Here is a 14,242-nt window from a genome sequence, read left to right on the forward strand (position 1 = left end):
TTGTGCTGAATTCCAGAGAAAGGGGTATGATAGAAGGTAGAGATAAAATGTATCGCAGTGAATTGAAGCTGCAGTAAACGGAGGTAATCCGGTGAATTCACAATCGTATTCATCAACTGAACAAATGGAAGCGAATCGCTTCAGCGGCTATCGCTTCTATACAGAAACAATTGAAGTATCGACCATGTCTGCTCTGGCATTTTTCGAAGCTGGGCAGGAACAGTACGAAGGTAAGCGCATGTTTTGGCAGAATCGTGAAAAGTCCTTTACGATGGTGGGCCTTGGACATGCTTATGTGCTGACGGCTGACGATTATAAAGGACGATTCAGCAGCATTCAGAAGGACTGGAAAGCGCTGAGTGCCCAATTGGTGAATGAAGAAACAGCCGTTCAGCCAGTGCTATTCGGCGGTTTTTCATTTGATCCTTTGAATAATCAGCCGAGCGAGTGGCGAAATTTCCCGCAGGCTTATTTTGCTGTGCCGACATTTCAGCTTATTATCAAAGGAGAGCAGGCGTATGTCAGTGTCCATTTGATTACTAAGCAGCCAAACAGCTTTATGGATTTTGAAATGTTGCGTAAAGAACGTGACCGGTTGATCCATGGCGCGCAAGTTTCGGAGCCGAAAGCGTATCAAAAACCTCAAGTTTCAGAAAAGAAGGAACTGAAAAAAGACGAATATATGCGCTCCATCGAAAAAGTGACGGACGTAATCCGTGCAGGAGAAGTGGATAAAGTGGTTATCGCAAGAGCACTGGGGCTTCGTTTTACAAAAGCTTTGGCGCCGGCATCTGCCCTTTACCAAGCAGCAAATGAACAGCCTGAAAGTTTTTTGTTCGGGCTGGAAGCTGGCGAGCAATTCTTCTTTGGGGCGACTCCGGAGCGCCTCGTTAAAGTGGAACAACAAAAAGCATTGTCAACGTGTTTGGCAGGTTCTACACCCCGCGGTCAATCCGTTGAACAGGATGAGGCCTTGGGGCAAGCCTTATTAAATGATTCGAAAAACCGTTCTGAGCATCAGTATGTTGTCCAGATGATCGGTGACGTGTTCGAGGAGCATTGTTCAGATCCGCGCATTCCGCAAAATCCTAAGCTGATGAAAATTCGGGATATACAACATTTGTATACACCGGTGGAAGGCAAGCTGAAAAAAGGCAGTTCGTTACTGGATTTTGTTGAAGCGCTACATCCGACACCCGCACTCGGTGGGGAGCCAAAACAGCAGGCATTGAGCTTAATTCGTTCGTATGAACCCTTGAATAGAGGATATTATGCGGCGCCGATCGGCTGGATCGACGCAAAAGGCGATGGTGAATTCGCTGTGGCGATCCGTTCCGCTTTGCTTGATGGAGATAAAGCGTATTTATTCGCAGGCGGCGGCATTGTGGCAGATTCTACACCAGAAGCCGAATATGATGAGACATGGGTGAAGTTCCGCCCGATGCTTCGTGTGCTGGGAGGAAATTTGCATGACGAATCGTGAGTTTTTAACTGAATATGTTTCGGCATTTACACATTCGCTGTTACATGCAGGGGTGAAAAAGGCGGTTATCAGTCCGGGTTCGCGTTCGACGCCTCTTGCCTATGCTTTCATGAAACAAGAGGGGATAGAGACGTACCGGCAAATCGATGAACGATCGGCTGGGTTTTATGCACTAGGTTTGGCAAAAGCTTCGAACAGTCCAGTTGTTTTGATTTGTACATCAGGGACTGCGGCAGCCAATTATTTTCCCGCGATTGTGGAAGCCTATTATGCGCGTGTGCCACTTCTCGTGGTGACAGCGGATCGTCCTCATGAACTTCGTGATGTCGGAGCTCCACAAGCAATCAACCAGATCAATTTATTTGGCTCCCATGTCAAATGGTCGGCTGATTTGCCGTTGCCTGAGCAAGGCAACCGTTTAGAGTTTTTGAAGCGCCATTTGGGGCGTGCAGCAGCAATGGCTGAAACCGCGCCGAAGGGACCGGTTCATTTGAACGTGCCATTCCGTGAACCGCTTGGCATTGATTTCGAACAGCCTTATGAAAGCAAAAGAGAGCTATACCGTTTTGAAAGCGGTCAGCAGCTGACTGATGAAGCTGTGGCATTTTTACGAGGAGTGTTCAGCCATTCACGGGGCTTGCTGATCGCTGGGGAAAATACGGCTCTGGTTTCATCGGAGCAATGGGAGTTTATCCGCCGGCTCGGTTGGCCAGTGCTTGCCGATCCGTTGTCGAATCTGCGCTCGAATGTACCTGATGATCTAATGGGTATCATCGTCGATTCGTATGATGCCTTGCTGAAGAATGAGAAATTTGCTGACAGTGTAGCGCCGGACGTGGTGGTAAGAATTGGACCTCAGCCTGTGTCCAAGCCGCTCAGCCTGTTTTTAGGGAAAGCCGAGCCTGCAAGTTATGTCGTGCTCGATGAAAGCCCGATGCTCAGAGACCCCCAATCAGCTGTCACGCATCACATCCAACAGCATGCTTCTGCCCTATGGAAGTTGAGTTTGGAAGCGAAATCGTCGAATCCGTATCTCGAACAATGGATAAAAGCAGGGGAATTTGTGCAGGAGACGATGTCTATCCATTGCCAGCAAGAATTGGATGAAGGCGTATTGGCGAAAGCCTTTTTTGATGAGCTCGACAGGTGTGATTTAACTGTGAGCAGCAGTATGCCGATACGGGATGCAGATACCTATTTCCAGGTGACGCAACGGGACGTCCGGATTTATGCCAACCGCGGCGCCAATGGCATAGACGGAGTGGTATCGACTGCTTTCGGGATCCAGGCAGCGAATAAACGGCCTAGCTATCTATTGATCGGTGATTTGGCTTTGCTGCATGATATGAGCGGTTTGCTTGCATCGAAACTGCAAGCTGCCGATATGACGATCGTTGTCATGAACAATGATGGAGGCGGGATATTTTCTTATTTGCCGCAGTCAAAAGAAGAGCGCTACTACGAGGAACTCTTCGGCACGCCGACAGGAATCCAGTTCAAAGCAGCAGCTGAAATGTACGATGCGGAATATTACTCAGCGAAGACTGTGGAAGAATTGCAGTCGGCGCTTAGAACACCGAAAGACAAACCGGTGCGCATCATTGAAGTGGCAACAAACCGCGTCAATAACGTAACGGTTCACCGGAAATTGTGGGGCCGGCTCGATGAGGTGCTAAATACATGAAATTGATAGCGAATGGTGTCCGCTACCATATTGAAGTAGTGGGAGATAGAGCCCATCCTGTTCTGGTTTTGCTTCACGGCTTTACGGGCAGCACTGCTACATGGAAAACGGCCATTGAAAACTGGAGAGACTATCGGATAGTGGCGATCGACTTGATTGGGCATGGCCAGACAGAAAGCCCGGCAGACGAAAGCCGTTATGCGATGGAGCGGCAACTGGATGACCTTGATTTCATTTTTAAGGAAATGAAGTTGGAGAAATTCACATTGCTCGGCTATTCAATGGGCGGTCGCACGGCGCTTGCCTATGCTTGTGAATTTCCACACCGCATTGACCAGCTTGTTTTGGAAAGTGCTTCACCTGGCTTGAAATCAGAAGCTGCAAGAGAAGAGCGGCGAGAACGTGATGCTCAGCTAGCCACTAATATCCTTGATGGTGGACTAGAGCAATTCGTTGAGAAATGGGAGAACATCCCGTTGTTCGACAGCCAGAAATCATTGCCTGAACATGTGCGGCAGCAAGTAAAACAAGAACGATTGGCACAGACTGTACAAGGTTTGGCGAATAGCTTGAAAGGCATGGGCACAGGTTCACAGCGATCTTATTGGGACTGTTTGCCGGAATTGGAGATGCCAGTTTTGCTGGTGACCGGAGAACTAGATCTGAAGTTTTGCGCCACCGCGCTTGAGATGCAGGAGTTATTGCCGAATGTGGAACATCGCATCATTTCAGCGGGACATGCGATTCATGTGGAAAAACCGGCTGAATTTGCTACAATGGTTATGGAACGATTAAATGGAATTAATGAGGAGGACTAGTATGTCAACACGTCAATGGGTTACAGAACTTACATATGAAGACATTAAATACGAAACATATAATGGGATTGCAAAAATCACCATTAACCGTCCGGAAGTACGCAACGCATTCCGCCCGAAAACGGTTCATGAATTGATCGACGCGTTTTCACGCGCGCGCGACAACTCGGATGTTGGTGTCATCGTTTTGACAGGTGAAGGCGAAAAAGCATTCTGTTCAGGCGGAGACCAATCCGTCCGCGGACACGGCGGCTATGTTGGGGAAGATGAAATTCCACGCCTTAACGTCTTGGACTTGCAGCGTTTGATCCGCGTCATTCCAAAACCGGTTGTTGCAATGGTTGCTGGATTCGCGATCGGCGGCGGACACGTGCTTCACGTTGTTTGTGATTTGACGATTGCTGCAGACAACGCACGCTTCGGACAAACTGGACCGCGCGTCGGTTCATTTGATGCAGGCTATGGCTCCGGCTATTTGGCACGCATCATCGGACATAAGAAAGCTCGCGAAATCTGGTACTTGTGCCGCCAATACGATGCACAGGAAGCGCTTGATATGGGCCTTGTCAACACAGTGGTACCTTACGAGCAGTTGGAAGACGAAACCGTTAAATGGTGTGAGGAAATGCTTGAAATGAGCCCGACTGCATTGCGTTTCGTCAAAGCGGCAATGAATGCGGATACAGATGGCCTTGCTGGACTTCAGCAAATGGCTGGCGACGCGACTTTGCTTTATTACACAACGGATGAAGCGAAAGAAGGCCGCGATGCGTTTAAAGAAAAACGCAAACCGGACTTCGGCCAATTCCCGCGTTTCCCTTGATTATATGAATGAATTGAGCTGTCTTCTTCGAAGGCAGCTTTTTTCAATCAACGGCGAATAAATGAACTTGCTTGAGGAAAGGATTTTGAAAATGACATATCCGAATTGGCTTTCGCAGCGTGCTTACCTGACGGGAAATCAATTGGCTTTATCGTTCGGCGAGGATGAATGGACGTTTGGGGAAGTGAACAAAATAGCGCTCGATTATGCCGGGAAGCTGGCCCATTTTGGCATTACGGAACATTCGCGTGTGGCCTTGCTCGCTAGATCGAATGCCGAAGCTGTTTTTGTCATGTACGGCTGCCTGCATATCGGCTGTGAAATGGTCATGCTTAATGAACGGCTGGCTGGAGCGGAACTTGCTTACCAAATCGAAGATGCCAAGGTGGACCAGGTATTTGCAACTAGTGAACTCTGCGAGAAGGTGGCGGCATCGCAGCCGGTTTCTTTTGAACAATTGAGACAGGCGCCATCTGTGGACTTTACAGTAAAAGCGGAGTGGGCGAGGAACCGCACCGTGTCGATCATGTATACTTCGGGAACGACAGGCAATCCAAAAGGAGTCAGGCAGACAGCTGAAAACCATTTTTCGAGCGCGGTGTCTTCTGCGCTGAATTTGGGCGTGTCTCCCGACGATGTCTGGCTATGCACAGTGCCTTTATTCCATATCAGCGGATTCTCGATTTTGATGCGTTCGCTTGTTTATGGAATGGGCGTCCGGCTTTACGAAAAATTCGACCCCGCGGTGTGTGCGGATGAATTGTGCAAAGGGCAAGTGACGCACAGTTCGATGGTCGCTGTCACACTTGATCAAGTGCTACGGGAAATCGAGCAGCGCGAACTGAGCGTTTCCACTCGCTTCAAGCAGGTTCTTGCGGGGGGCGGCCCGGTTCCGGTGTCTTATTTGCAAATGGCGGAAGCGCATGGCATTCAAGTGCTCCAAACCTATGGCATGACCGAAACGTCTTCGCAGACGACGACTTTGCAGCCGGCTGATGCGAAAACGAAGATCGGTTCTGCCGGCAAGCCGCTATTTTTATACCAAGTAAAAATCGACGGGGCAAAGACAGGGGAAGCGGGAGAGATCCTCATAAAGGGGCCTCAAGTGACCCCTGGCTATATCGGCAAGTTCAAAGACCGGGACGTGCAAAAAGACGGCTGGCTTGCAACAGGTGATATCGGTTATTTAGACGCAGAAGGATTTTTATTCGTCGTCGACAGGCGCTCGGATCTGCTCGTTTCTGGCGGGGAGAACGTTTATCCGGCAGAAATCGAGAAGGTTTTGATGGCACATCCATCCGTCCGGGAAGCCGGGGTTTGCGCAATGGCAGACAGCACGTGGGGAGAAGTGCCAGCTGCATTTGTCGTGCTCGATGATCCTGCAGTGTTGGATGAGCTGGCGGAATTTTGCCGCGGTCAGCTGGCCGGCTATAAAGTGCCAAAACTGTTCAGAGCAGTGAATGAGTTGCCGCGGAATGCATCGAATAAACTGCTCAGAAGGGAATTGAAGAAATGGCTTTAATTGCCGGCATTGAATTTCGTAAAGTGAAGAAGCCTTTGAACCAGCCCTTCATTACTGTCTTGCAGAAAGTACGGGAGCGGGAAGTGACAATAGTGATCGTCCGGGATGCTCAAGGGCGCGAAGGCTACGGTGAATGTGTTGCTTTTGATACACCTTGGTATACTGAAGAGACCGTAACGGGCAGCCGCTTTGTGATGGAACAGGTGCTGGCTCCGCTATTGCTAAATGAACGTTTGGAGCATCCGACAGAGCTGGAAAGATTATTTTCCAAAGTAAAAGGCAATCATATGGCTAAAGCCGCTTTAGAAATGGCTGTATGGGATTTATTTTCGAAACGTCAAGGCGTGCCGCTGTATGAATTCATCGGGGGAGTTCGGAAAACAATCCCTGCAGGTGTGGTTGTTGCAGGAGAGAGCGATGAACTGGCACCCAACGTAAAAGCAGCGATCGGCAGAGGTTATCGACGCATCAAGCTGAAAATTTCACCTGAAACCGATGCGGCTTTATTGAAAAGCTTGGTTGCGGCCAATCCAGAGATTTCGTTCTATGCCGATGCCAATGGCAGTTTTTCAGGGCGGGCATTGGAAGAGCTGCTGGCATTCGACCAGGCCTGTTTTGCGTTGATCGAGCAGCCCTATAGCGAACAGGAGTGGGATGCCCATAGTGCTGCACGTTCTAAAATGACGACGCCGATCTGCCTGGATGAAAGTATCCATAGCCTCGACGATGTGAAACGCATGGCAGAACAGCAAGCAGGGGATATTATCGTCTTGAAGATGGGTCGTCTCGGTGGTTGGACAGAAACCTTGAAAGTCGTCGAGTTCTGCAGAAATGAACAGATCGGGATGTGGGTCGGCGGCATGATCGAGTTTGGCGTATCGAAAGCGCATAATCTGGCGCTTGCATCGCTGCCCGAAGTGAAACTGACTGGGGATTTTTCAGATTCAGGCCATTTTTGGCAGGCAGATATCGTTTCTCCGGAAATCCGTGTGGAGCATGGGGAAATCAAATTAAGCGAAAGCCCAGGAATCGGATATAAGCTGAACATATAAAAAACTCGCCGATCATTCGGCGAGTTTTTACTATTTCAAGACTGTTTCCAGTGCTTGCAGATTTTTTTCCATCAAAGTGAAATACGTTTCATCGTTGTCGATATTCTCTTGTGTCAGCACTCCGAGGTTATGCATTTCAATCGCTTCGGCGCCAACTTCGTTTTGGATGACTTCCGTCAAATTCGACGAGACGTTTTGTTCGAAGACGATGTATTGAATGTCTTTTTCCCGCGCCATGTCGACGATTTCCGTTAACTCTTTCTGGGATGGTTCGTCTTGGCTATTCAAGCCCGCGACGGCCACTTGCTCAAATCCGTAAGGTGCTGCAATATAGCCGAATGCTGAGTGGGACACGAAGAAGGTGTCACGTTCGACTTTTTCGCCCAAGTTTTGGAATGATTCATCAAGCGCTTCTAGTTCAGCGACGAGTTCTTCATAATTCTTATCGAATTCCTCCGCGCCTTCCGGATCTTTTTCCGCTAAAGCATCACGGACAGAAGCGGCGAGTTCCTGGCTCAGGACAGGTGAGATCCAGACGTGTGGATCAGTGGAGCCATGGTCATGACCTTCGTGGCCCTTCTTCATGCCCCTGTTCGTCTTCACTATGTGCCTCAGTTTGTGCACCAGCCACAGCTTCGAGTTGTTCATCGGTGATTCCATCTGCCGTAGCGACAAATTCTGAGATCTTCATTTTGCAGCGTTTCCTGTGCGCTGTCGATAAAGCCTTCAAGCCCTAAACCGACATAAAAGAGCAGATCGGCGTCCGCCATATTGATCATGTCTTTTTGAGTTGGTTCAAAGCTATGCTCGTTGGCGCCAGCCGGGTAAACGGATTTGACGTCGACACGCTCGCCGCCGATGCGTTCTGCAAAATAGACGAGCGGATAAACCGTTGCATATACGTCGAGTTTTCCTTCTGCCGCTTCGCCTTCAGCCCCGCTGTCGGTTTCTGTGTTGCTGCCGCACGCAGCCAATAATAAAATGAGTGCTATTCCTGCAAAATATGCTAGTTTCTTCATAAAATGTCCCTCCAAATTTAATGCGTGTTCATAAAATGTAATCGTTACGTTTTGTTGACTCTTAGAATCATACAATACAATCCGATTGAACACAAGAAAAAAACCCGCCTATTTTTTAGGGGGCCATTCTTCCGGGACAAAGTCCACTCCGCCTTTATGGAACGGGTGGCAGCTCAATATGCGGCGGATGGCAAGATAGCCGCCTTTTAATGCGCCGTGTTTTTCCACCGCTTCAATCCCATAATGGGAGCACGTCGGATAGAATCTGCAGCTCGGCGGCGACAGTGGGGAGATGAAGCGTTGATAGAAACGGAACAGCTTCACTAATGCGGTTTTCATCGTGATTCCACTCTTTTCTAGTTTGGTTGCGGTTCTTTGATGTTTATTGTAGGGCTTTTAGAGGTAATTATAAAGCATAAGAGCTTATCAAAAAATGGAGAGTGATGAATTGTGTCAACAGCATTAAACGAAGAATTGAACGTACAAGTCGCTACATGGTCAGTCGTCTATACGAAATTACATAATTTCCATTGGTATGTCAAAGGGCCATCTTTCTTTACCTTGCATGTAAAGTTTGAGGAGCTGTATAATGAAGCGACGCTCCATATGGATGAAATTGCGGAGCGCCTGCTAGCACTCGGCGGCAAGCCGATAGCGACAATGAAAGAGCAGCTGGAATTGTCGGTTGTAGATGAAGCGACCAGCAGCGAGAGCGCGGAGCAGATGGTCGATACCATCGTTTCTGATTACGATAAGATCATGAAATCCTTGAAAAAAGGCATGGAACTTGCTGCTGAAGACGGCGATGACATGACAGAGGATATGCTGAATGCCATCCATCAAAACTTAGAGAAGCATTCGTGGATGCTGTCTGCATTTCTCGGCGAAAAGAAGTAGAATAGAAGAAATGGGCGTACGACCGTTAGCCGGTTGTACGCTTTTTCTGAAGCCGGGAGGATGTTTGATGGAATATAAAGACTTGAATGGCTGCGCTTGCCGCCTATTTTTTGAAAAAGGACAGTCACAGATTGAAAGCCGGCATGTGTTGGTGATAGGAAAATATAATGGCAACTGGCTGTTGACGAGCCATTCCGTGCGCGGCCTTGAATTTCCCGGGGGCAAAGCCGAACCAGACGAATCGCTGGAGCAGGCGGCGAAGCGGGAAGTATTCGAAGAAACCGGAGCCAGCGTGAATAAATTAAAATGGCTAGCGGAATATACGGTTTATACCGATAAAGCTTTCAGTAAAACGGTATTTACAGCCACTATTGAGAGCTTGGAGAAAGTAGCATGGATGGAAACTGACGGTCCGGTGCTTGTGCCTGACCTTGTGATCGATGAAAATTACAGCTTCCTGATGCGCGACGAAGGCATGGAAGCGATTATAGAGAAGGTGAAGACTGTTGAAAAATGGTGATATTGAATCAATGAGATGGTATCCGTCACCGAATCCGAACGTACGCTTGCGGGAAGTGACGTATTGGTCTGAAGGCTTGCGTATCAAAGGTTTGCTGGCGCAGCCGAAAACAGATGATGCCGAAAGTGCCATCTTGTACCTGCGCGGAGGCATCCAGTCCATCGGCATGGTGCGGCCGGCACGGATCGCGCAATTTGCGGGAATGGGATTTACCGTTTTCGCCCTTATTACCGCGGCAACCGCGGCGGCGAAGGAAAGATGAGTTTGCCGGTGGCGACCGCTATGACGCCGTGAATGCCGTGGAAGTGCTGAAAAATTCAGTGCAGGACCAGTGCATTTGCTGGCATTTTCAAGAGGCGGCATCATGGCGCTATGGACCGCAGTGCTGAGAAGCGATATTTGTTCCGTCGTGACATGGGCAGGTGTCACAGACACGGTGCTTACATATAAAGAGCGGCTGGATATGCGCCGCATGATGAAGCGTCTATACGGCGGCACGCCGAATACTGCGCTTCCGGCATATGAAGAACGCAACCCTCTGATGCGCATCGGGGAAAGCGATGCCGCTTATTTGATCATTCACGGCTTGAAAGACGACAATGTTTCGCCCCAGCAAGCCTTCCTGTTGGAAGAAGCGTTGCACCTTAACCATCAGCCGTGTGAAACGTGGTATTTCCCAGGGTACACGCATTTTTCCTCCTACGGCTAATCGCAAGACTGCAAAGGCGCTGACGCTATGGATGAAAGAGCAGGAGAAGCGCAAAGAAGATTTAACCGAAGCTGTCTGCAATAATGCATAAGTTTAACGCGGTAGTTGAGAATAAAAAGGATGGGAGAAATCATTGATTTTCTCCATCCTTTATGATGTAATTAATTATGGGTAGGGCCGCCTTTTGGCTGATGCCAGCATCCACAGTGCCGAATTTTTCAAAGTTGTCTTTGAATTTCTTTGCCAATTCCTGTGCTTTTGTTCATAAGCTTCTTTATCAGCCCATGCATTGCGCGGATTCAATACTTCAGTTGGCACGCCTGGAATTTCTTTTGGCATGTTCAAGCCGAAGACGGATTCGTGTTCCATTTCGACGCCGTTCAAGTCGCCGCGGATCGCCGCGCGGACCATTGTGCGAGTGTATGATAGTTTCATGCGGCTTCCGACGCCGTATACTCCGCCAGTCCATCCTGTGTTTACTAGGTAAACGTCTGCGCCGTGCTCGTCGATTTTGTCGCCGAGCATTTCAGCGTATACTGTCGCGTGAAGTGGAAGGAATGGTGAGCCGAAGCATGTCGAGAATGTCGCTTCCGGTGAAGTGACCCCGCGCTCTGTGCCGGCCAGTTTCGATGTATAGCCGCTAAGGAAATGATACATCGCTTGTTCTTTCGTCAATTTGCTGATCGGAGGCAATACGCCGAATGCGTCCGCAGTCAAAAAGACGATCGTTTTCGGGTGGCCCGCAACAGAAGGGACAACGATATTATCGATAGCATCGATCGGGTACGCTGCACGCGTGTTTTCTGTTAACGATCCGTCGTCGTAATCCGGGATGCGCGTGTCTTCGTCAACGACTACGTTTTCAAGAACAGAGCCGAAACGGATAGCATCGAAGATTTGCGGTTCGTTAGCACGTGACAAGTTGATCGTTTTTGCATAGCAGCCGCCTTCGATGTTGAAGACGCCGTTATCGGACCAGCCGTGCTCATCGTCACCGATCAATTTGCGGTCTTCGTCAGCCGACAAAGTCGTTTTCCCTGTACCGGAAAGGCCAAAGAACAAAGCAACGTCATCGTTTTTGCCGACGTTCGCCGAGCAGTGCATCGGCAGGATGCCTTTTTCAGGAAGGATGTAGTTCATGATCGAGAAGATGGATTTTTTCATTTCGCCTGCGTATTCCGTACCGCCGATCCAGATCATTTTCTTTTCAATCGAAACGATAATGAATGTTTCGGAATCCGTTCCGTCCACCGCAGGGTCTGCGTGGAAAGTCGGGGCGTAAACAACAGTGAATTCAGCTTCATGCGCCTTCAGTTCTTCCGCAGTCGGGCGGATGAACAATTGATGGGCAAACAGGTTATGCCATGCATATTCGTTGATCGTCTGAATCGCCAGGCGGGACTCAGGATCTGCACCTGCAAAGCCTTTGAAGACGTACAAAGCGTCTTTTTCTTTCAAATGATTAAGGACTTTAGCATATAGGTTTTCGAAGATTTCAGCAGAGATCGGGCGGTTGACGCTGCCCCAGTCAATTTTGTCTTTCGAAATTGCCTCTTCTACCATATACTTGTCTTTAGGCGAACGGCCAGTGTATTTGCCGGTTTCCGCTTTGACTGCGCCTTCGCGCGTCAATACTGCCTCCCCACGGGATGTTGCAGCTTCCACCAATTGTGGAACGGATAATTGCATATTGATATTCGAGCCGTTCAAAAGCTCTTTCAAATCATTTGTTAGGTTCACTGAAGTCATATATATGTACCTTCCTTTTCGTTTATTCCCAAATGAATGGGGAAGATGTATATTCGAACATTAGTATAACACATTGACGCGATTAGTCTATACTAATAACTAGAAATCTGTCAATGTTCATGATTTGTGTTCTTTCAATAGTAGAAAAAGATGCATGCTTAAAAGTCTGACAATCGTTTCCGGTAAAAACGTTGACAGTGCTTGCTGCATTCCGTATGATGGGAAATTGAACGGATACTCTTATTCCGAGCTGGTGGAGGGTGCAGGCCCAATGAAACCCGGCAACCTGCTGCAATTGCAGCGATGGTGCCCAACCTGAAGCAAGGCGAATGCCTTGGACGATAAGAGTGAAAGGTGCTTATGATGATTATTCCTTTCCTCATTACTAATGGATGAGTGAAGGGATTTTTTTATGGAATGCCCTTAATCCTCGTGTGCAGGCTGAAAAAGCTGGAAGTTCAATTCCTATAAACGGAAACGGACTTGACATGGGAAAACGAGTACCGTATCAATTTCGAGAGCAATCTCGCAGGATATAAGGAGGAACTTTTTTTGACAAACCGTCGATTATTCACATCAGAATCAGTAACAGAGGGCCATCCGGATAAGATTTGCGACCAGATTTCAGACGCAATCCTGGATGCGATCCTAACAGAAGACCCGAATGCGCGTGTCGCATGCGAAACGACTGTAACGACAGGGCTCGTCCTTGTCGCAGGCGAAATCACGACATCCACATATGTAGACATTCCGAAAGTGGTCCGCCAGACAGTTAAAGAAATCGGCTATACACGCGCGAAATACGGATTCGATTCCGAGACAAGCGCAGTGTTGACAGCGATCGATGAGCAGTCGGCAGATATCGCTGCAGGCGTCAACGTAGCACTCGAAGCGCGTGAAGGCCAGATGACCGATAAGGAATTGGATGAAATCGGAGCAGGCGACCAAGGCTTGATGTTCGGTTATGCGTCAAACGAAACAGAAGAATTGATGCCATTGCCAATCAGCCTGGCGCACAAACTCGCACGCCGCTTGGCAGAAGTGCGCAAAGAAGAAATCTTGCCGTATTTGCGTCCTGATGGCAAAACGCAAGTAACGATTGAATATGATGAGAACAATAAACCAGTGCGTGTCGATACGATCGTCATTTCGACGCAGCACCATCCAGAAGTCAGCCTAGAGCAAATCCAGCGCAACTTGAAAGAATACGTCATCAATGAAGTCGTGCCGGCTGAACTGCTAGACGCTGAAACCAAATACTTCATCAACCCGACAGGCCGCTTCGTCATCGGCGGACCTCAAGGTGATGCAGGGCTTACAGGCCGCAAGATCATCGTCGATACGTACGGCGGTTATGCACGGCATGGCGGGGGAGCATTCTCCGGTAAGGACGCGACAAAAGTCGACCGTTCCGGTGCCTATGCAGCCCGCTATGTGGCAAAGAATATCGTCGCTTCTGGGCTTGCCGATAAATGTGAAGTGCAGCTAGCCTATGCAATCGGCGTGGCACATCCGGTATCGATTGCTGTCGATACGTTCGGCACAGGGAAAGTCAGCGAAGACAAATTCATCGAACTCGTACGCGCGAACTTTGATTTGCGCCCAGCCGGCATCATCAAGATGCTCGACCTGCGCCGCCCGATCTACAAACAGACAGCGGCTTATGGCCATTTCGGTCGCACAGATGTTGACCTTCCGTGGGAACGCACAGACAAAGCGGATGCTTTGAAACAACAGGCTAACGCATAAGAAAAAAGCAGGCGGATATTTTTCCGCCTGCTTTTTCTAGTTTATCGAGAAAGGTGATAAGTCGTATTTTCCGAAGCTTATCGCTCGCTTTCCGTGGGCTCGCATCCAAGCCTCCTCAGTCGCTATGCGCCTTGCGGGGTCTCGGTCGTCTCGCTGATCCACAGGAGTCGAGCGAACGCTTCTCCAAATACTCAGCTAGAACATTGATTTTGAATGT

The 14,242-nt window shown here is 48.9% G+C and carries 10 protein-coding genes, 3 pseudogenes and 1 riboswitch; of the genes and pseudogenes, 10 read left to right on the plus strand and 3 right to left on the minus strand.

The features are described from left to right. Nucleotides 1-91 precede the first annotated feature (91 nt). The 6 genes from CW734_RS07575 to menC all read left to right on the plus strand — a co-directional run bounded on the left by CW734_RS07575 (nt 92) and on the right by menC (nt 7,382). The gene (locus tag CW734_RS07575; protein WP_101190037.1) at nt 92-1,483 is read left to right on the plus strand and encodes an isochorismate synthase; all 1,392 of its coding nucleotides are present in this window, start codon (nt 92-94) and stop codon (nt 1,481-1,483) included. Next, a complete protein-coding gene (gene menD, locus CW734_RS07580) occupies nt 1,470-3,167 on the plus strand; it encodes a 2-succinyl-5-enolpyruvyl-6-hydroxy-3-cyclohexene-1-carboxylic-acid synthase (protein WP_101190038.1) in 1,698 nt (565 codons plus the stop codon). Before CW734_RS07575 ends, menD begins: the two co-directional genes overlap by 14 nt. Beyond that, entirely contained in the window at nt 3,164-3,985 is an 822-nt protein-coding gene (menH, locus tag CW734_RS07585) for a 2-succinyl-6-hydroxy-2,4-cyclohexadiene-1-carboxylate synthase (RefSeq protein ID WP_101190039.1), read from the plus strand. The genes menD and menH overlap by 4 nt, the downstream gene beginning before the upstream one ends. Nucleotide 3,986: 1 nt before the next feature. Then, nucleotides 3,987-4,808: a 1,4-dihydroxy-2-naphthoyl-CoA synthase gene (menB, locus tag CW734_RS07590; RefSeq protein WP_058381162.1), complete on the plus strand. Its 822-nt coding sequence runs from the start codon at nt 3,987-3,989 to the stop codon at nt 4,806-4,808. Between the two features lie 91 nt (nt 4,809-4,899). Then, nucleotides 4,900-6,330, plus strand: coding sequence for an o-succinylbenzoate--CoA ligase (locus CW734_RS07595; RefSeq protein WP_101192163.1), 1,431 nt, complete (start codon nt 4,900-4,902; stop codon nt 6,328-6,330). Next, nucleotides 6,321-7,382, plus strand: a complete 1,062-nt coding sequence (gene menC, locus CW734_RS07600; protein WP_101190040.1) for an o-succinylbenzoate synthase — start codon at nt 6,321-6,323, stop codon at nt 7,380-7,382. The genes CW734_RS07595 and menC overlap by 10 nt, the downstream gene beginning before the upstream one ends. Nucleotides 7,383-7,412: 30 nt before the next feature. Here menC and CW734_RS07605 read toward each other — a convergent pair. Next, nucleotides 7,413-8,401 (minus strand): annotated as a pseudogene (locus CW734_RS07605) (metal ABC transporter solute-binding protein, Zn/Mn family). Between the two features lie 108 nt (nt 8,402-8,509). After that, the gene (yidD, locus tag CW734_RS07610) at nt 8,510-8,740 is read right to left on the minus strand and encodes a membrane protein insertion efficiency factor YidD (RefSeq protein WP_058381158.1); all 231 of its coding nucleotides are present in this window, start codon (nt 8,738-8,740) and stop codon (nt 8,510-8,512) included. 111 nt (nt 8,741-8,851) lie between these two features. Here yidD and CW734_RS07615 point away from each other — a divergent pair, with 111 nt between their 5' ends. From CW734_RS07615 to CW734_RS07625, 3 genes and pseudogenes are all read left to right on the plus strand, one after another. After that, nucleotides 8,852-9,298, plus strand: coding sequence for a Dps family protein (locus tag CW734_RS07615; protein ID WP_101190041.1), 447 nt, complete (start codon nt 8,852-8,854; stop codon nt 9,296-9,298). 67 nt (nt 9,299-9,365) lie between these two features. Next, nucleotides 9,366-9,818 carry an NUDIX domain-containing protein gene (locus CW734_RS07620; RefSeq protein ID WP_101190042.1) on the plus strand — a complete coding sequence of 151 codons (453 nt, stop codon included), beginning with the start codon at nt 9,366-9,368 and terminating at the stop codon, nt 9,816-9,818. Between the two features lie 10 nt (nt 9,819-9,828). Next, nucleotides 9,829-10,618, plus strand: a pseudogene (locus CW734_RS07625) (alpha/beta hydrolase family protein). A 39-nt stretch (nt 10,619-10,657) separates the two neighbouring features. Here the strand turns inward: CW734_RS07625 and pckA are convergent. Then, nucleotides 10,658-12,276, minus strand: a pseudogene (pckA, locus tag CW734_RS07630) (phosphoenolpyruvate carboxykinase (ATP)). A gap of 237 nt (nt 12,277-12,513) precedes the next feature. Continuing rightward, nucleotides 12,514-12,624, plus strand: a riboswitch (SAM riboswitch). A gap of 204 nt (nt 12,625-12,828) precedes the next feature. Here pckA and metK point away from each other — a divergent pair. Next, complete coding sequence (metK, locus tag CW734_RS07635) at nt 12,829-14,025, plus strand: methionine adenosyltransferase (protein ID WP_101190043.1); 1,197 nt, start codon at nt 12,829-12,831, stop codon at nt 14,023-14,025. Nucleotides 14,026-14,242 lie beyond the last annotated feature (217 nt).

This window comes from Planococcus sp. MB-3u-03 (assembly GCF_002833405.1).
Classification (GTDB): Bacteria; Bacillota; Bacilli; order Bacillales_A; family Planococcaceae; genus Planococcus.